Here is an 18,429-nt window from a genome sequence, read left to right as displayed (position 1 = left end):
TCGTCTTCGTCCTCCCTTAAAAAATCGGGTGCTGCTGCTATTCCCGGGGCTTGTCGGTAATCTCTCGCACAGCCAAGCTCAGCTCCAGCTCTCTGAGCTGCTCAATCAGAAGTTCTACGATCTGGTCGTAGTCAGACGCCTTCAGCGAATGCACGCCTCGCAAGGCCAGTTGGTTCTGGAGGATCATCGCCATCATGGCTTTAACGCTCATGGGCCCTCTCGTCGGGAAACAAAGATCGTCATAAAAACAATCAGAAGTAGACGTCAAAGCTTGCGGATGCGCAACGTCCGTAAGAGTACGGACAAGGCGGCAAATCCGTTTGGCACCGCACAAACGGGAGAATGTGTCGCGTGTGCGCCTTCAGACTAATCCGTTGGAAAAGAAGGCGCCGGGCTGCTGGGACAAGTGTAACGTTTTCGCAGGTAAGGCCAGGTAGGATGTAGCTTTACTCGCCGACAGGCCAGCCATGAGATTGCTAATGACTTCGGATTGCAATGATGAACTAGCGGCTATCGCTCGAGCAATCGCAACCAAGCAGCTTTATATCGAAAGTCAAACCACCTTGATCCAGGTGCTCGAGCGTGACGGACACGACATGCTTGAGCAAAGAAAAGCTCTTGCTAAGGAACGATCAGACCTAGCAACACAGATCGCGCGACAATTTAAGCTGCTAGAGACAAGGTGCACATCGGGCGAAGATGATCTCGTTGCGGCTATAATGAAATGATAGAACGTCGAAAGCTGGAGCGCATCGATGTGGACGAGGTCGCCTACATTTCAGGCGACGGCGCCAGCTTACGCTGCCGCGTGGTCAACATGTCGGAAGAAGGGGCAGCAGTTGAGCTTCCGTCGAAGCGGCACGTGGCCTCCACATTCAAACTAATGCTCGAGAAAGATCGCATCATCCGAAGTTGCCGCCTAGTCTGGTTGAGTGGAAATCTTATCGGGGTTTCGTTCGAGGATCTTTAGGCGGAGAAGAGTCAGTTAGCTCTGCCCTACAATGGAACTCGCGGTTCTTTTGCTGGCATGGATGGGCGATGTCAAACAATAGACCGGAAATCCGTTCGTGGTCCCCCGATGCAGCAGACGCCATGAAGAAGTGACTTCCATTTTGTGGGGACTAACACTCGCCGCTTCTTGTTTGCGCTATCGAGGAACCGCGCGCCTCTGTGCAGCGGCTAATCTTCCTTTCCTAACTCTCGCATCAAGACCTAGAGCACATGAGCAACGGCTCTTGCAGCGCCTTCGCCTCGGCCCTTGGCGCGCGCACCTAACGCCGGTTAAGGGATTGGTTACCGGTCACTGTCACCATTTACATACAGTCGCATTATGCGGCAGCGCATTCTGAGAACAGTCTATTCGACACGCCCGGTTGGCGGTCTCTTTCAGGAGACGCCCCAATGCTTAAGGGCTTCACGGTCTTCGTTGTTGCGCTGATCAGTACAGCGCAAGTGGATCAATACCTGACCCACGGTCGGTACACCGACGCGGCCATGGCTATGCTGCGGCAGATCGGTCGCGCGTTTGGATTTTAAATAGTTCTTTTGCGACGGAGACCCGTCATGGACGGCATCTCATGGGGCGATCTCGAAAGGGATGAACAACGCGCAATCGCGACATTGGGAGCCGGTCTTTCCATTAAACTGTGCAGCCCCTTGCTCTCCTGGCGTCAGGTCGGCTTGGGCTGCTGCACACAATTTGCGAAGAGATGCCGTTTTGAAGTGTGTAAGCGGTTCGGCGCCGGTCGATCACGACAGGGGGTGGGATGCCAAACGCAATCGAGCTGATTGTGGACGGTTACGTTCGCTTGAACAATCGGAGGGCTCTGGATGATCTCCGCATGCAGCGTCGGAAACTGGCCGTGGACCTAAAGGCACGTACAGGTTTTGATTTCGGGACGACCGTCCAGCAGATCGAGGAGGATATCGCCGTGATCGAGGCTGGGCTGGCGCGGTTGGATGGCGCGGCGGCGAGCTAAGCTGCCAAAGCAGTTCGCGGTTCAAGCCGCCCGATTAGCTTCTTTCTCGGTCCCGCGCATAATGATCTTGAGCACATCATCCGGCAACGGGCCATTGCAGCGCCTTCGCCTACTCTCATGTCGGCGTGGCATCCAGCCACCTGCTACAGGTCACATCGTCTCGACGCATTTTACTGGCGCTTAGTAAGGCAATAGTTCGGACGCTTTTGTCCCGGCCAGGCTGTGGAAATTCTTGCAATGACCTATGGCTGTACGGGTGACATGGCGCTCAGCCGAAGGTGTGTAAGACCACAGCATAGTGGTTGCAACAATGAGGAAGGCAACGGCGGCGATTGCAGATGAGATCAGACGCTTCATGGGAAACCTCCGGTTTCCAATTGAAGGTTCGTCCGACAGTTCGATTAAAGGTTCAATGGAAAAAGCCAAAATCTCGGCCTGCTCATGGAGTTCCGTTTGAGACGTAAGGGCGGCCCGCCCGTGCTAGGCGGCATGCCCACCCGCAATCGTGAGGATCTCGCACTCTGCACCCTCCGAAAAGCCCCGATCCGAATGGTTCGGAAACACCCCGGCATCGGTGCGAAGTTGCCGACATGGCGGTTGACGACGCGGAACAGCGCGCTTATGGCGGCTTGGTTGCTGGTGATCAAACGCGCCAACGAGAACACCCGCTCGCCACCTACTCGACGTCGATCATTCGCTCCTTGGTGATCCGCAGGCTGCGGACGTAATAGCCTTGTGCCTGAACGGCTGACTTGATTTCGTCGCTGACCTTGAGAACTCGTTTCCTGCTCTTCCGCCACTTATGTGCAGAGTAAAGCACGGGCACGGGAGAGCCTGAACTTAGAACGAGCAAGAAGCGCCTGTCATTGCGATAGACATCATACATTTCGCCCCCCGCGATCATGTTGAAGTAAGCATGTCTGGTCGTCTCCATGGACGAGCTTAGTATCGCGAATGGCTGCGCGGGTTGTAAATCTGCAACGTCCGGGATTTCTTCAACAACGTTCCCGATTGGGAACGAACTTGGTGCAGCTCGGCCGTGGGTATTGATCAAGCTCTTGCGAGCGGTCGGGTAAAGAGGCTATCGAATCCGCCACAACTGCGTGAGCAAATGCGCGGATGCTCGAAATCCCCCGCTGCGATCACTGCGAAGAAGAGTTCGCGCCAGAAGAGCTGATAGTTCTTGCGCCACCGGCCGGGGACGGCGAGTTGATCTGCGGTCGGTGCATCGAAGTCAAGCTACTGATGCTCCACCGCATCAGGATCATCTCGATCGCACAGCTTCCGTGTAGGCGGTTCACGAGCGCGAGCGCAATCCTGCGTCCTCGGTAGCATCAAGCCTAACGAGTGACATTCGTTGCCAACTTGCCCAGACGGAATATCGATCGCGTCGATCGGCTTTTTTTCCGAACCACCAGTTAGCGGGGGTTGCCTGAAAACGGGTTCGATTTCCATGATTCGATATTCGTCGTATGGCAATTCGAACTATCGTGCACCAGCCGCGCAGTTCTCCTATCGCGACCCGCTGGAAGCCGAGTACCGTCAGCTCATCGAGCTACGAAAGCGGGTCAGAAAGGCCGAGGCCGCGGCGTCAAAACGGTTTACGATCGCGACAAGGAAACGAATTCGCCGCAACGAAGATGCATCCGCTGGCAGGCATCTGCTCGATGCGCGCGGCGGAGTTCATGGCGTGCAGCGCCAGGGTTGTAACCACCAAAGTCAGGTCTTCGAGAGTGGTCGAGATGCCCTGGTGGCGGGCTTGGGGGAGAAGCGTGCAGTCGCTGGCACTACGACCGCTTTGAATGGGCCCGCGAACCGCGAGGGCCAGCTCCGTCGGGTTGCCGGGCGATGCGCCGCCGTCCGTCGTTCCCGAAGACCCTCGACGGATTAGAGCCCTGTGCGCTGTCGCCGAAAATCCGCCCTCCGGTTTTCATCTTGTGGCCTTGCTTTGGTCAAACCGGCGTTGGGGAGTGTGGACCTGCCCGATTTAATGCTCGGCCTCGGTCCGGGTGACATTGGGTGCGATGGGGAACGCCGATGCATTCGCCGATTAAACCGATATATCCCGGCTCACAAATTCATGGTCCCGCGCTCTCACTAGAAGACGTCGAGCTTGTTGCGCGCGCGGATGAACGGCTCGTCCACACCTATGATCAGATCGCACGTGCAGATGAACAGCTGGCGCGTGTCAACGAACAGCTTTCCAAGTTAGATCAGGATGGCACGCGCCACCCTTCTCAGCCGAAGAATTCCGCGAAATGGTTTCGACCACCCGACCGCGGGGCGAGCTCATTGCGCGGAAGGCCGGCACTGCGCGGCCTGATCGGTCTGCTGTTGGCAAGCGGCATCTGTTTAGCTGCTCTTGCAGCGCAGTCATCCGACGGCGATGCGGTCAGAGCAATGATGTATCGGTGGTCCGCGCGTGCCGTTTCATCTTCGTTGCCGCAAGAAAGAGCCGAGATCTCCTCGGCTCTGCCTACCACTCAGACGAGTGCAACCTATGTGGCACTTCAGCAACCGGGGCCGCTGACTACACCGCACGATGCGATCCAGGCAGCCGGCCCCAGTTCGCCGGAGCTGGCGCTCCAGGGATTGGCGGGCGACCTTACGAACCCGCCGCAAGCGATCGAGCAGCTCAAGGCCAGCCAAGATCAAATCGTTCGCGACCTTGGCCAGCTCTCCGACCGGCTTACGGCGGTCCAGGCACAAATGGTGCGAGACAGAGCGGATGCCGCCGAGCAGCTTAGGATGGTCCAAGAACAATTGGCCGGCATCACCACCAACGCTTCCGAGCAGATCCTACGCCCCAAGACGCCAGTGCCGTTGCCCAGGCCAATTGCCGCCACGATCCGCAAACCTGTGCCAACCGTTCCGCGGCCGCAAGACAGGGGGCGGCCACACGCGCCGCTGCAGACCGACCAGGCCGTGCAGGACTAGGGATTAGCTGTTTTCAACGCGTCCGATCGCTGCGAGACCTCGGTGCGGAGCGCCGAGGGCTGTTGCTTGCTCCGCAGCTGCCGCCATCGCGCGGCTTGCAGCCCATAGTTCACTCGCAACCGGGAGGGAGATAATCGTCCCAATGTGGGGGATGGTGAAGCCTTTGGCGCTCTCCTTCCCTGTTAGATTGGGGCGGGAGCGGGACTGGCGTTCCCATCACCGGAGCTCTCCGCGGACGCTCAGATGGCACGCTCCTTGCCAATCAGTCGGACCAGTGATTTTCGTTGCGAGGAGACGTCTAGCAATGGGACCAAAAATTCGAATCTTCAAACGCCCAAAGCCCAATCTGGCACATGTTACCCGCAATCTGATGCAACTACTCGACGCGCTCGAGGATCTTGAGGAGCTGAGAGAGAAGGTCCGGCTAGCAGAAGCAACCCGAGTGTTACATTAAAGCGGCCACCTCCGTCAGAGCTGCTGACTAATCTGCAATGGCACCTTGAATCGGCAATAGTAGCTCGCGCGGTTTTGCGCTTTGCGTGCGACCAATCGAGGGCGCGCGTGCGGTCCAGCACTATGCGGCAGAACCCGCCATGGCGCAGAGGAACCGCGCCGGGGGATCATGGTTAACGGTCTGGCAAGGAGATCGTCCAATGCCCCATGCCACCCCTTTGGTGCTCGCCGCCATCGTCGCCAGCTCAGCTCTGCTGGTCCTCGCGCCAGGAGGCGCCGCAAATGCTGGGTCGGCGGGTGCGGGCACGGGGACAAGCGCGAGCAGCGCCAGCGCTGGTCCGTCGGCGCCTGCCGGAATGGGGACGAATGCGGGTAGCGCCGGCGCTGGTCCCTCAGCGCCTGCCGGAATGGGGACGAAAGACACCGCCACCGGCGCAAATCCGAGCACCAACAATCAATCGAACAATCCGAACGTTGAACCCGCCACGCCGACAAAGTCGCGGACGGCCGCACAGGCCGCAAGAAATGTCGGAGTTGGTCACGCGCAAAATGGCCTGCCGATCGGGGCCATTGGGACGGGTACAAGCAACGAGGACCAGATCATCATCGGCTCATTACCCTCCCGAAACGCATCAGCCCCGGCAGCACAGGCCAAAGGAAACATCAGTGGTGGTCACGCGACAAATGGTCCCCCGGTCGGAACGTTTGGAAAGGGCCCCAGTCTTTCGGACCAGGTGAGCCGGCCGCGCGCCGCGCGAGCTGGCGATAAAGTGCTGGACGCCAAAGCGCAGGTCGAGCGACGAACAACCGTTTCGCCCAAACGCGTTCCCGGCATCACAAAGCGGGGTTTGTAGCTGCGAGCGAAGCGGCGAGCAGACTTGCGACCGAGATCCGGTGGGCTTCGCAGGGCCGGTCCCGATGGCTGGCGCCGCAACTCGCCTGCCAGAAGCCGGATGATTGAATCATTTAATATCGCGCCATTTAACTCAAGCCTTGAACCGGTCCTGCCGCGGCGCGCGCCCGGCCAATGTTCGACGCACAGCAGCTTGGTGCCGTAGACCTGATGCGTGCAAAACTCGGGTCTGTGCGGTTTCAGACCTTGATGTACCTTTGATGGCACCCTGGGTGGACCTGCGGCAAGGTCGGAGACGAGGCCTCGCGCCGCGGCCACCAGCCCGTCCAACCAAAGTTGGTCCCATGGGCGACCGTGCCTATGCACCGCTCGGTGAATACGCCGCTAACTAACAGTTAGGAGAACCAATATATTGTTTCCGTAGTTGAATCATCCGTCATCCCGGAAAGCAAGGTTACTGTTTGCGTCGAGGATGAGTTTAGAACCTGAGCCAAGACGATGAAGGACCTCGGGCGACGATTGGAGAGGCTCCGTGCGGACGCCAGAGACTTTGCTCTTATGAGTCAGTCGGCGACCGATGCCGAAAAGCGCGCGCTCTTTCAACGCTTGGCGGATGAACTCGCCTTCGAAGCTCTTGAGCTTGAGATCATCGTAAAACAACAAGGGCACTCGGATTCCAGCGAGCAGCACGAGGTCGTGGAATTTAAGCCATCCGCTCACAAGAAGCGCGGCTGATGCGGAAAGAGGCTGGGCGGTCGGCTTGTCTTATCCGTCCCGCGCCCTGAACGATTTTAAGCATAGCTTCCACCAACGGCCGCTAAGGCACCTTCGCCTCATCCTATTGCGCATGGATCCAGACGTCGCGCGGTTCATCAGCTCGATCAGCTCGACCCGCGGGGCCGGCCACGTCCCAGGCGGCGTCCTTGCTCAAGCATTTGAGCGCAAGTCGCAGTATCCGGAGCTGGCACCTCGCTCAGATCGTGCAAGGTGACGATCGGCATCGCAGCCGCCCAGCAGCTCGGTCTCGGCAAGGTACCAGCGCCCAGCCGGACACCAACCCTTCGCGCGGCATCGACGACAAGGGGAAGAACGAAACCGCACATCGCGATGTTGCATCGGACCGCCTTGGCAAGAACTAGGACGCGGACTCATAAAGACGCAGCCATAGCCTGATTGACGCGAGCTGAACGAAGGCAAGGTAGTTGGCGGCCAGCCTATGTACCGCCTCGCCACCCGACGACATTGTTTGATCCGGTTGAAGAACCGCTCAACCCGGTTGCGAGCGCGGTAGAGATATGGGCTGAAGCAGATCGGATCGCTGCGATTGCTCTTCGGCGGGATGTTGGCCCACGCGCGCCCTTCTTCATGGCAAGCTCCCTGATCCAGTCCGCGTCATAGCCACGGTCCGCAAGCAACATTGACCCGGATTTCAGACGAGACAGCAGTTTTCCGGCAAGTCGAACGGATTGGCCTTACCGGGGCTCAGCGCCAACCGTACCGGCAGACCATTGCTGTCGACCACCGCATGGATTTTGCTCGTCAAACCGCCGCGGGACCTTCCCATCGATTGGCTGGTTCCTTGCGATGCAGGCCCCATGCTGATGTACGCTGACAATGGAGGTGTCGATCATCTGGGTAGCGGCATCATGGGCAGTGGCAAGCGCTTTTATGATGCGGCCCCAGACGACAGCCCGCCGCCGCCTGACGAAGCGGTTGTAGCAAGTGGTGTATGGCCCAAACGCCGCCGGCAGATCACGCCAGGGTGCTCCTGATCGAAGGATCCAGAAGAGGACCCGTCTGTCGTTCGACCGGGGGACGCCACGCGGCTTGTTCGGCAGCATCGGCTTGATAGCGGTCCATTCATAGTCAGCGAGTTCGTAGCGCATGATTCGAGCTCCAGTTCGGAAGTTTGAATCACGGCCATTCGGCCAAACGCAACGCTCATGGGCAGACACTGGTACGCGCCTTTTGGACAGGAACGGGCATCAACCATCCCGCACTCTGTGCCAAAACTGTCGAAAATGACCCAAAGCAGTCGTTGCTGGAAATCAACAGGATTGAATGCTCCACCAACAGGGCGGCAATGCCGGGGCAGCCGGGACATCGTCAGAGTGCGATTGTTTCCTCGACTACATGTTTCAGCGCCGTTCCCTCAGCCGACAGGGTCATTCGCAGTTTGAGCTGGCCACCTTTCACCCCGCTGCGCACTAGGTTTTCGATTTCGCGCTGCGATGTAACTCCAACATGCTTCAGAAATTTACGGATAGCCATATTGAAGCGGTCTTCATCGAACTCGGCGGTCATGGCTGTTCTCCCTGGTCGGTCAGGCGATGTCTAACACGAGGCGAGCAAAGACCCAACATCGAGGCCCAACTCGCGTCACCCCCGACTTCCTCCTCAACCTGATTGCCTACAACGTCGGCCCGGAGCTGAAGACTACACCCGAGGCGGCGCAAGGTCGGCCGTTTGAGGTGGACCGGACACGGCTGGAGCTGTCGCCGACCGCCGCTTGTGACCCATGGCGGAAGTCAGTGACCGGTCAAAAAAATATTCATTCGAAGGCCGCTGAAGTCATCTTCCATTTGTTCGGCTTTGGCGATTACACTGTTGCACTCGTATGGTACCCAATTTTTTTGCACGGAGAGATTTCATGACCTTGTCAGACGTCACCCGCCGCTGATTGATCGGCAGTCTCGCGGCCGGAGTAAGCGCGGTCTCGGTAACTTCATCAAGCATCAGCAGCGCACGTGCTCAATCCGCGCAAAAGACGTTTGTTCTTATTGGCGGAGCCTTTTACCAAGCTTGGTGTTGGCGTCACCGAGAGGCTCGAAAAGCAGGGCCACAAAGTCTATGCGCTTACGCTTACGGGATTGGCAGAACGCTCGCATCTCCTCAGCAGAGACATAAATCTCGACACGCACATCACGGACATCGCAAATCTCGTCGAATGGGAAGACCTCATAGACATTTGCCTCGTTGCTGGGCTGCCATAACTAAATTGTAGCCGAGCGATCCGTCTCGCTCGGCTTGCGAGTAGCCAGTGTACGAACGACTTCCACACATGGCCCGTCACCGACCTCAGTTAGAGCGCTGCGAGGGCCGCTTCCGGGAGATGAGCCGACCCGATCATGCAAGCTGCCGAGGGCTGCCTTTGACCCAAAGCCGAACAAGTCAACGCGGGCGCTTTTTTCGGCCAGAGATCTCTGATGCTTCGTGGCTGCGAGCCTACGGCACTTTCGTCGCCACGGTGTGTGGCTAGAAAACAAAACGCCGCTGTCGCCGCAATCGGCGACGCATCGCCGAGACACCTGTGACTTTTGAACGTTTGCCGACTTCGTTCCTCGGCTTGCTCAACATGCGGTTGTGCCCCTGACCAGGCCTACTCATCAGCGCGCCTTACTATGACTATTTAAAAACCGCCATTGTCAGGCCGGAGGACGTAAAATCACTCAGTTCAATTAATAGTAGCTCAGGTTCGCTGAAAGTGCTGTGAAATACCTCATTATCGTGGAAAAGACGTGTCCTGAGCGGTTTCATTTGCTTGTGAGGTGGGTACCAACGTCGGCGGATGAACCACGCGATCCGGTTTAATTTTAATGAGACAAAATACTGCCTTGTTAGCCTAGGCGGTGCAGATCAACGTGCAGATATTGCCGTTTTCCGGGCTCGGCGGGATCGGAAAACTGGCTCTGTAGAGGTGCAATCGCGATCGCTGCGATGGCTCGATTGGAAGTTACCTCTTCATTGGAGAATCTCGCCATGGTCGAACGTCGAGCAATGGAGCGGATACCGATCAACCGGGCGGCGCGGCTGTCGTTTGGTGGATGAGTGGGACCCATCCGTGCGTGGTGCGCGACATCAGCGCCCTGGGAACCTGCATCTCCACGCCGTACTACATATTCGCCAGCGAATTTGCGCTATCGTTCGACGAACATTCCGAAACCTTCACCTGCCGCCTCATGTGGAGGAAGGAGACACTTTGCGGGGTGTGCTTCCTCCTGCGCCGCAGCTCGCCGAAATTGGCGAATGACGTGGTGCGGCTTGACCACCAATGATGTGCTGCCGACTCTGAGCATCCTTAAGCTCATGTGTCGACATAATTCCTCCCGTGCGCTGAGAGGCGATCGGGCGGCCGTTTTGGGCGACAAAGTCGAGCCCCTCCACAAGGTCCGCTGATTGAGGGATGGCAGACCAGATCAACTCACGTTCAGTTCTTCGCGTTTTGACCCGAAGCGGTCATGTTGCGATTTTGGGAGGAAGCATCTCAACGTTCGCATCACGCTGCAAATCGTGTCACCGCGTGAAGTTCGCAGCTTGATCGCCTCCCGGAAGAGAAGACGTGGAGGCTGGCCGTTGGCAGCCTTCTCCGAATTTTGCCTGCTCGCCTCTCTGGCCAACAAGTTTCCTCAAGTCTTCAAATCAATCGTGGCTGCCCGGGTTTGATCCTGATTGAGTTCAGCAGCGTTGCGGCGGCGATCATCAGCAGGATGCCGGCGAGGCTGAGCGCGATCTGCATCGCAAGACCATTCGAGATGTCGGCCAGCGCTATTTGGCTGGCGAGCGCCAGCAGAACACCGAGACAATAGATTGCCAGCGAATTCTCCCCACAGCGGATCGCTGCGCGCATCAGCGGCATCGGCAGTCCTTGCCAATCGCGGGGTACGAGCCATACCGCCAAAATCGCAAGCGCTAAAAAATGCAGCAACCGCAAGGGAGCGAGATCCGATTTGTCGACTTGGTAAACCACACTGGCGAGTGCTTGTGGGACCAGATCTTCCAGGGTCGTGAGCCACCAACTCAATGCGACGATCAGGCTAAAAGTTAGATAGAGAACTGCAAGTACAAGCGCGATGCGACAGGTCATCCAGGGCCAGACTCCCTTGCCCGCAATGACACACCAGGCGCCGAGCACAACCAGCAGCTGCCAAGCCAGCGGGTTGAAGAACCACACGTTGTTAGGCCAGGCCGGGACGGTCCAGCCGAAGACGTGTACCAGCGCATAAAGCAAGAGCGACGCGCCGAGTGTCACGTTCGGCACTCGCAACAGCAACCACAATAGTGGTGCAAACAAAAGATGATAAACCACGAAAATCGGCAAGACGTCGGTATTGACCGGACGGTATTGCAGGATCGCCGCATGCGCGAGCGCCGCACCCGGATGTTCCAGCAAAAGGCGCGTGTTGCTCTCGTCGGCGATCCGGCCACCGCCGGTTAGGTAGACCATGATGGCGCAAGCTATAGTGAGCAATAGAAATGCAACATAAATGTCCCAGCTTCGCCACAGCGTACGGGTGATGACGCCGGGCCAGCCATCGCGCGAATGTGCGCTGCCGTAAGCCAGTGCGCAGGTCACACCCGAGACGAACATGAATACTTCCGCGCTATCACTGAAGCCGTAGTTCCGCAGCGTCAGCCAGCTTCCGATGTTGTTGGGGAAATGATTCAAAAAGATGCACCAGAGCGCGAGGCCGCGGCAAGCATCGATGCGTAGGTCGCGGCCTAGCCCTTTCGGCTCCGGCCGCGGGCCCGCCAATGGCATCGCAGGCGCCGCGAGCAACTCGGGTTCGGGCTGCGGATGCAGTCCGCGCAACGCGTTTCGCTCGATCTCCGCCAGCATCCGGCGACTGTCAATGTTCAGCGCAGTCCGATGCTTGTCGAGGTGGGCCGGCGCGTCACTAACGGGATACGATCGCATCGGCTCCCGGGCATCGGACAGATTGATCGAACTGATCGCCACCATCTCGACGAAAGAGCTGCGCGGCGGCGGCGCAGGCACCATCATCATGGTGGCGACGGACCGAAAGGACGGAAATGATAATCCTTCCATTCCTTCCATTAATTCTTCGTCGGTAATCACTTCATAGGAGCCAGCCGGTAGTATCCGCTCGAAGCTTGTGATCCGAAATGGGTGCTCGAACTCCACCGTTTCACGTCGTGATCGGGTAATCGTCATGATCATCCTCGCATGTTGGCGAGGACGCGCCGGGACAGCGGATAACAGCTGGCATAAAGAGGCGATCTCGCGGGTGCTGAACGCTCAATGACGGGGCTATTCAGCACCTCGGGCGAAAGCGATTCCACTGCAAACTGAAACCGGAAACTCCGCCTCAGAGCCATGCGCGTCCGGATTAATTGTTATCGAATATTCGCTGCCGTCCCGGCAGCCAATGCGCCAAGCATCGACCCCAGATTCGGTGCCGCCTTGATACATGGTCCGAACAACAGCTCCACAGGCCTGCTTTCTATTCTTCAAAACGGACGTCCAGAAAGCGAGATGCTTAGCCTGATCCAGTGCAAGTATCCTCATCGACCTTTTGTTAGCGGCGTGGGCCGTTCTGAAAGGCTCGGCAGCTACGACCTCGGGTGGCATGGCTGTTGTTGCAGTGGCAGCCGCCCTTCTAGAATGCAGATCGGCATCCAGAACAAACCATAGGACGGTGAAGCTCGCGACAGCCACCAGAGAGAGAATAGGCGATCGCTTCATCATGTCTCTCCCTCCCAGAGATCGAGACATTGCGGCCATCGCGGCGTCGCGAGGCCCGAGAAACCTAACGAAATATGGTACGTCGTGAACGGCGCTGATCGCTGCAACCGCCCAGGAACTGAGCCCTACCCTTCGATGAGCAGTGGCACAGCGGGGAGTGCAGCAGCGGCAGCGGGTTCAAGCAGCGGCACTGACCTGTCGCGAAAAGATGTCAAGCTGGCTGACTGATACGTTTAAAGCCGCGTCAGCTCGGCTCGAACCTTGCGTGTCACTGCGTGCCGAGCGGCGAGCCTGGCAGCGCACTAGATGTCCGATTCGGGCACACGTTTACCTCGACTGGAAGAGCATGATCTGATCAACGGCAAACACAACTCACGATTTATGAACGCGCGGAGGTTTCACACAACCGCTGAGGCATAGAAGGGCAACGGCGCGCGAGACGGACTCAGATCGCATGACGCGCAGCGCGAGATAAATGTCTCTTCCTGGCCCATAGCCGACCTGTCGGGAGCAGGCCGGCGAGGACCGCTTGTGACCCCAATTCAGACATCGGCCTCCCTCTCCCTCTCCCTCTCCCTCTCCCTCTCCCTCTCCCTCTCTCTCTCTCTCTCTCTTCATGTTGCAGTAGTCTTGAATTGAGACGCCCCGACCAATTGGCGGGGCGCTCGTCGATTTCATATCGTCCACCAACTAGCCCTTAGACGTTTGTCTCGCGTCAGTTGGCGCAGCGACATATCTAGAGTTCGGCGCAACCAGGAAGTCACGTCAGAGGGCAAGCCGACCCGATCGGTGCCGTCGCGTGCGCCATTCGCTCCCACAATCGATTACTTACGAAGAACGAGCCTTAAGCCTTCAGGTCCGTGATCCGCATAATCGCGACCACGTTCCCATCATTGAACGCCTGCTCCTTTGTGTCCTTGTTGCAGGTCCAGACAAAATTCTTCTTGCCGGTAAAGGTCTTTTCGTCCTGCTCAAGCCGAAGCTCTCCTTCGGTGATATGGCAGACCATGGCATTCATCATCGGGGGCCCCATGGTCTTCGATCCCGGCTGCATGATGATGTCGCGCATTGAGACGGTCTTAAAACCCGGGATCAGCGATGGTGTCTCGCCATCATACTCACGCACCACCACACCTGGCCACGGAGTTGTGTCCTTGTAGCCCGTCGTTTGAGCGGCGGCGGGCTTTATCATGGCCGCCGAAGCCGCTGCCAACCCGAATCTCAATGCAGACCTTCGATCGATCTTGCTCATCGCTTTTCTCCCTGGGTTACTTGCAACAAGCCGCCGCAAAAGCTGCGCGCGTGTGGAATGTGAAATCGTGGTGTGAAACCGAAAAGGGGGCGGTCTCTTAGGCTAGCGTACCTGCCGACAGCGCTAGTACTGCTCGTTCGTCCCGAACGGTGACTTCGGCACATCCCGCTTCAAGGGCAACCACATTCTACGAGAACGGACGCGCCCTAGAAATGGGTGTTTCGCCCAAGAGGCATAATGCCTCAGTTTGCTTAGGCCTGAAGTTCGGACCCGGCGTCAGCAACTTCACACTGCGACAACTGAATACGCAAGTCAGTGTCACTGACTGGTCCTGTGGCGGGTCGCAGTAAGTGCGCGGCCACGACCTATTGGCGTCGAGTGCGGAGGCGATGATGCTGCTCCCGCAAGACCGCCCGGAGCTAGCCCATCAGCGAAGTGGCAGCACGCCTCAGTTTTATCGGACAAAGGGCAAGGGTCCGATGCCATCAGTGCAACCCGGAAATGAAATAGCTCCAAGCGGTGGCCGGTATTATACTGGTGCTACTGGAAGTGCTGTTTCAAGCGTTCGTGGAAAGATTGCTACGACCAGTCTGGGAGGAACATCTGATGACGACTATGTTTGTTAGACACACGGTTTCCGACTACAAGACCTGGCGGAAAGTTTACGACGATTTTGCTTCGGTTCAGAAGACGAAGGGCGTAACAGCCGAGGCTGTCTACCGAGCAGTCGAAAATCCCAATGACATCACAGTAACTCACGAGTTTGCCACGATTGAAGCTGCGCAAGCCTTCGCGGAGAGTGCTGAATTGAAGAATGCCATGCAGAATGCGGGAGTAGCGAAAGCTCCAACGATTTGGTTTACCAAAAAGGCGTGAAGTATCGATCCCGGCCAAGTGCCGGCTGTGGTGGTACCATGTCGCCTGTTGGCCCATTGAGACATGCCGAAGCGGTCTGACGATATCCGTTCACAGGGGTAGACCGGTAGAGAACGGCACGCGGCCAAAGTGACGCGATTGACCCTGGCTGTGTAAAAACGCAAAGATCGAAACGCGACGAGAATGACATTCTGGCTTTGCGGGCCCGCCGCCCTAGAATTGCGGCGATCAGGATGGGCGAAATGCAGTATGTTTGCGACACGCCGAAGGGTAAGACCTGGTTCCGTATCGAAACGGAAGGTGAAGCGGTGCAAGAGTCGCGCCTGATGCGCCACACAGTCGAGAAATATTTCTGCCGCGAGCGAGAGAAGGCAGTCCAATCCTGGCGTCCGGAGCAGCCCAACGCGATCGAGCGCGACATCGGCCTCGAGGCCCATGTACAGCGAGAGATGCCGCTTTTCCTCACGTTGCGTGACAGGGAGGGTAATCCACTGGCTACAGCGATGCTGCCACCGGGTGGCAAGGATCGCGGCGGGTTCCGGATCATCATCGTTGCCGCATGCAATGCCGATCCTTATCCTGAGCAGGATGCGGCCATCGCTGCGCTAGGAGCGCATTTCGGTCTCACACTCGATCGCCACCGCTGCTTCCCCTACGGCCGCTAAGGAGCCTGACAAGTATCGCTGCTTGGAGCGAAGTCGGCTCATGTCCCGTTGCGGACCTGCGCCGGCCTGCTACCTAATGGCAGCTTCTGACCGAAGGCGGCTATCGCATGGTCTCTATTTCTGCGAAACGGCTCTGGATTCACCACTCGCTCCGCCGGACGAGACGATGGCGCTTTCCCGGAACGGCGCACGGGTAGGCTGGGGCGCCGACAATTCCTGGCAATACATCCGATCGATCTTGCGCTGCATGAGCGCATAGCAGTCGCATACAACGCGCTCGAGCCGCACCCGGTCGATCTCGATAAACCCGCGCCGGTCGGAGGGGACGGCGCCGGCCGCGCGCAGCTTGCTCATCGTCAGAGTCACTGTCGTCCGCCGCACCCCAAGCAATTGCGCAAGCGCCTCCTGCGTCACCGGAAGGAGGTCATCGGGAACGCGGTCGTGAAGCTGCAGAAGCCACCGCGCCATGCGGCCATCCACCCGGTGCAGCGCGTTGCAAGCGGCTACGTGCTGGAGTTGCAATAACACCGCGCGGGCGTGGAGCTGAACGACATTCCTGATGGCTGCGCTTTGCGCATAGGCATCCCGAAATTTGGCGGCGGAAATCAATGATGCTGTGCCAGCGATGCGTGCAATCGCGGTCACGGATGAAAGCGATGGGCCGAGTACGGAGAAAGAGGCCAAAGCGCCTTCCCGTCCCATCAAGGTGGTTGCGACCGTTTGCCCGTCCGGCATATCGAGCATGAAGGCGATTGCGCCGCTATGGGGAAAATAGACCGGGTCCATCTCATCGCCCGAGCGCACCAGAACCGCATCTGGCTCAAACGAGATCTTCTGGAAGTAGGGCGTGAGCAAGCTGAGATCCGTTGGCGGCAGCGCTGCCAGTAGCCGATTCCCGATGCCAGTGCGGTTGACGGTCCCGATGCTTTCTTGTGAAAGAGCCCCCACTGAACGGCCGCGTCCATCTATTTCATTCACTAGGATTATCCGAATTATGAGTTGCCGAAAGGCAACTATCCAAACAGAGCCATTAGTCGAGATCAAGCACGGACATTTGCGGAGACGCTGCCGGCGTCTCGCCGCGCAAGCAGGATCTTGCATACATCATACTATTCACGCCCGTTGTGCGACTCGGCGAGCGGGGCCCTGCGGGATGATCAACCGGTGATGGTTCCGGCAGCGCTTGCTCTTGGCTTCCTAGCTGACGTCTTCGGCGGTGTGGGGCGTGCACGTCTTTTGGCCCGGCGCTTCCGTTGACACGGTGCAATTATCCGTCGGTCGATTGGGGTAAAGCCGGAAATTTGCCGCCGTCCGCCAGAGCGACGCTTTTGCCCTCAACGGACATGCGGGCGTTGTCCGTCAGGAGGCCCCAGGCCAGCACGCTTAGGTCTGCCGAAAGTGCGGACATAACGCGGCCAGCTGCTTAATGAGTACACAGCCTAGCATTACAGTTGCTTTTTTGATTTGAAGTGGGCGCGTTGAGCGGCAGCCTGGTGAGCTCTGCGCCAGAAGGACCATGCGATGATGTGTGCGGGTTGAATCCGCTTCCGCGCAAGTCTGATAGCAATGCGGCGGATTTCCTGGATTGACCAACGGATCAGTGGTGGGGTGGTTATGTTTTGGCTTTTGCCGGGGGGCGCCGTTTCGTTTTTTTGGGCGGTGGCGGATTAGCGCGATGTCGGATCGCGGCCATCATGGCGAAGGCGAGCATCACCAAGGACACATGACGGTGCCAGCCATGCCAGGATCTGCTCTCGTTGTGATCGAGCCCGAACTCGTTTTTCGCCGTTTCAAAGCTGTCCTCGATCGCCCATCGATGGCCTTCGACCGCGACCAGCGTTTCAATGGCTGTTCCCGCTGGGCACCAGGTGGTGAAGAAGGCGAGGTCATCATCGGCAATGCGACGACGGATCAGTAGACCGCGTGTCCACAAACCGTCATTTGCACTGTTGGACTGCTCGGCCTCGAGATCCGCCAATTCGAGATAACACCAATCGTGCAGCCGCGGTCCTTTGGTTCCGGCTCCCGCCGACAGGCGCTTCCAGTCGGATGAGCGCCGCGTCCGGGCGAGGTCTGCAGCCGTACCGGCGACCGGCGGTCGCTTGCCCCAGGATCGAAACACATGAGCGCTGCTGACCCCAAGCACGTAGCCTTTGCCTGCCCGACGTAGTTGCTGTTCGATGTTGCCAACACCGTAGACGGTATCACCGGCAACCCACTTGAATGGTACAGACCCGGCTATCGCGCGTGCGATCATTCTCGTCGCAAGCTTTGGTTTGGTCGCAAAGCCGACATCGGCAGGCACATATGTGGCTTCCAGACGATCTGGATCGTCGGTCCATTCCTTCGGAAGATACAACGCGCGATCGATGAACGCATGGCCATGACGCGAAACGTAGGCAGCGAAGACGCCGATCTGGCAGTTCGTGATCTTTCCTGCCGAACCAGTGTATTGCCGCGCCACTCCGCATGACGCTTTGCCCTGTTTGAGAAAACCGGTCTCGTCGATCACGAGCACCGCATCGTCATCCGCCAAATGCTCGATGACATAGTCGTGCACGATATCGCGCAGGGCATCAGCGTCCCAGTCTCCACGACCCAGAATCGCCTGCTGCCGCCATGGGCCGGGATCGCCAGCCGCCTCCGCGCGCATCCAACCGGTCTTGCGCTGCTCATCTCCGAGCAGACCTTCCAGGAACAGACCTGCATTCGTCGCAACACGCTCTTGCGTGAACAACGGACGTATCCGTTGCTTGATCTCTCGAAGCGACGCCGCCCACAACGCAAGCGTCGCCTCAACCGACGCGGCCCGCGCCCACGACATTCGAATCATGGTTGCCCATGGATTCAGAAGCCCGCAACAAAAGCAACTGTAATGCTAGGAGGGCCCTGCTGCCAGTTAAATTCGGCGACTGTTCGGGATTCCTCGC

General features: G+C 58.1%; 18 protein-coding genes and 1 pseudogene. 9 read left to right on the top strand and 10 right to left on the bottom strand.

Annotated features, from left to right (window positions below; genetic code table 11):
* Positions 1–37: 37 nt before the first annotated feature.
* On the bottom strand, positions 38–211 hold the full coding sequence (locus tag IVA93_RS28995) for a hypothetical protein (protein WP_162847251.1): 174 nt from the start codon (positions 209–211) through the stop codon (positions 38–40).
* A gap of 513 nt (positions 212–724) precedes the next feature.
* On the opposite strand from IVA93_RS28995, the gene IVA93_RS28990 reads away from it, so the two are divergent.
* From IVA93_RS28990 to IVA93_RS28985, 3 genes are all read left to right on the top strand, one after another.
* Positions 725–970, top strand: coding sequence for a PilZ domain-containing protein (locus IVA93_RS28990; protein ID WP_018459961.1), 246 nt, complete (start codon positions 725–727; stop codon positions 968–970).
* 431 nt (positions 971–1,401) lie between these two features.
* The gene (locus tag IVA93_RS40810; RefSeq protein ID WP_007595432.1) at positions 1,402–1,536 is read left to right on the top strand and encodes a hypothetical protein; all 135 of its coding nucleotides are present in this window, start codon (positions 1,402–1,404) and stop codon (positions 1,534–1,536) included.
* A 230-nt stretch (positions 1,537–1,766) separates the two neighbouring features.
* Entirely contained in the window at positions 1,767–1,979 is a 213-nt protein-coding gene (locus IVA93_RS28985) for a hypothetical protein (RefSeq protein WP_018459962.1), read from the top strand.
* Positions 1,980–2,159: 180 nt separating this feature from the next.
* Here IVA93_RS28985 and IVA93_RS28980 read toward each other — a convergent pair whose 3' ends face one another.
* A complete protein-coding gene (locus IVA93_RS28980; protein ID WP_157643135.1) occupies positions 2,160–2,336 on the bottom strand; it encodes a hypothetical protein in 177 nt (58 codons plus the stop codon).
* Positions 2,337–2,655: 319 nt separating this feature from the next.
* On the bottom strand, positions 2,656–2,865 hold the full coding sequence (locus IVA93_RS28975; protein ID WP_007595423.1) for a hypothetical protein: 210 nt from the start codon (positions 2,863–2,865) through the stop codon (positions 2,656–2,658).
* 1,151 nt (positions 2,866–4,016) lie between these two features.
* On the opposite strand from IVA93_RS28975, the gene IVA93_RS28970 reads away from it, so the two are divergent.
* From IVA93_RS28970 to IVA93_RS28960, 3 genes are all read left to right on the top strand, one after another.
* The gene (locus IVA93_RS28970) at positions 4,017–4,916 is read left to right on the top strand and encodes a hypothetical protein (protein ID WP_018459965.1); all 900 of its coding nucleotides are present in this window, start codon (positions 4,017–4,019) and stop codon (positions 4,914–4,916) included.
* 860 nt (positions 4,917–5,776) lie between these two features.
* Entirely contained in the window at positions 5,777–6,223 is a 447-nt protein-coding gene (locus tag IVA93_RS28965; RefSeq protein WP_245288559.1) for a hypothetical protein, read from the top strand.
* Between the two features lie 497 nt (positions 6,224–6,720).
* Positions 6,721–6,957, top strand: a complete 237-nt coding sequence (locus IVA93_RS28960) for a hypothetical protein (RefSeq protein ID WP_018459966.1) — start codon at positions 6,721–6,723, stop codon at positions 6,955–6,957.
* A 400-nt stretch (positions 6,958–7,357) separates the two neighbouring features.
* Here the strand turns inward: IVA93_RS28960 and IVA93_RS28955 are convergent.
* Together IVA93_RS28955 and IVA93_RS28950 are read right to left on the bottom strand one after the other, a co-directional pair.
* Positions 7,358–8,108, bottom strand: a pseudogene (locus tag IVA93_RS28955) (IS5 family transposase).
* Positions 8,109–8,328: 220 nt separating this feature from the next.
* Positions 8,329–8,526 (bottom strand): DUF6494 family protein, encoded by a 198-nt coding sequence (locus IVA93_RS28950; RefSeq protein WP_018459985.1) that lies wholly within the window; start codon positions 8,524–8,526, stop codon positions 8,329–8,331.
* A 1,541-nt stretch (positions 8,527–10,067) separates the two neighbouring features.
* Between IVA93_RS28950 and IVA93_RS28945 the strand changes: the two genes are divergently transcribed.
* A complete protein-coding gene (locus IVA93_RS28945; RefSeq protein WP_245288561.1) occupies positions 10,068–10,277 on the top strand; it encodes a hypothetical protein in 210 nt (69 codons plus the stop codon).
* Positions 10,278–10,636: 359 nt separating this feature from the next.
* Here IVA93_RS28945 and IVA93_RS28940 read toward each other — a convergent pair whose 3' ends face one another.
* The 3 genes from IVA93_RS28940 to IVA93_RS28930 all read right to left on the bottom strand — a co-directional run bounded on the left by IVA93_RS28940 (position 10,637) and on the right by IVA93_RS28930 (position 13,958).
* A complete protein-coding gene (locus IVA93_RS28940) occupies positions 10,637–12,175 on the bottom strand; it encodes an OpgC domain-containing protein (protein ID WP_247789284.1) in 1,539 nt (512 codons plus the stop codon).
* 96 nt (positions 12,176–12,271) lie between these two features.
* On the bottom strand, positions 12,272–12,709 hold the full coding sequence (locus tag IVA93_RS28935) for a hypothetical protein (RefSeq protein ID WP_157643137.1): 438 nt from the start codon (positions 12,707–12,709) through the stop codon (positions 12,272–12,274).
* A gap of 841 nt (positions 12,710–13,550) precedes the next feature.
* Positions 13,551–13,958 carry a hypothetical protein gene (locus tag IVA93_RS28930; protein ID WP_026233981.1) on the bottom strand — a complete coding sequence of 136 codons (408 nt, stop codon included), beginning with the start codon at positions 13,956–13,958 and terminating at the stop codon, positions 13,551–13,553.
* Between the two features lie 606 nt (positions 13,959–14,564).
* Here IVA93_RS28930 and IVA93_RS28925 point away from each other — a divergent pair.
* Positions 14,565–14,834 carry a cyclase gene (locus IVA93_RS28925; RefSeq protein WP_026233982.1) on the top strand — a complete coding sequence of 90 codons (270 nt, stop codon included), beginning with the start codon at positions 14,565–14,567 and terminating at the stop codon, positions 14,832–14,834.
* 233 nt (positions 14,835–15,067) lie between these two features.
* Positions 15,068–15,499: a hypothetical protein gene (locus IVA93_RS28920; protein WP_018460247.1), complete on the top strand. Its 432-nt coding sequence runs from the start codon at positions 15,068–15,070 to the stop codon at positions 15,497–15,499.
* 114 nt (positions 15,500–15,613) lie between these two features.
* On the opposite strand, the gene IVA93_RS28915 is transcribed toward IVA93_RS28920, so the two are convergent.
* The gene (locus IVA93_RS28915) at positions 15,614–16,447 is read right to left on the bottom strand and encodes a Crp/Fnr family transcriptional regulator (RefSeq protein WP_018460248.1); all 834 of its coding nucleotides are present in this window, start codon (positions 16,445–16,447) and stop codon (positions 15,614–15,616) included.
* Positions 16,448–17,111: 664 nt separating this feature from the next.
* Positions 17,112–18,332, bottom strand: coding sequence for an IS701 family transposase (locus IVA93_RS28910; RefSeq protein WP_247285483.1), 1,221 nt, complete (start codon positions 18,330–18,332; stop codon positions 17,112–17,114).
* Positions 18,333–18,429 lie beyond the last annotated feature (97 nt).

This window comes from Bradyrhizobium sp. 155, assembly GCF_023101105.1.
GTDB lineage: Bacteria > Pseudomonadota > Alphaproteobacteria > Rhizobiales > Xanthobacteraceae > Bradyrhizobium > Bradyrhizobium canariense_D.
This window is presented reverse-complemented; position numbering and strand designations above follow the sequence as displayed.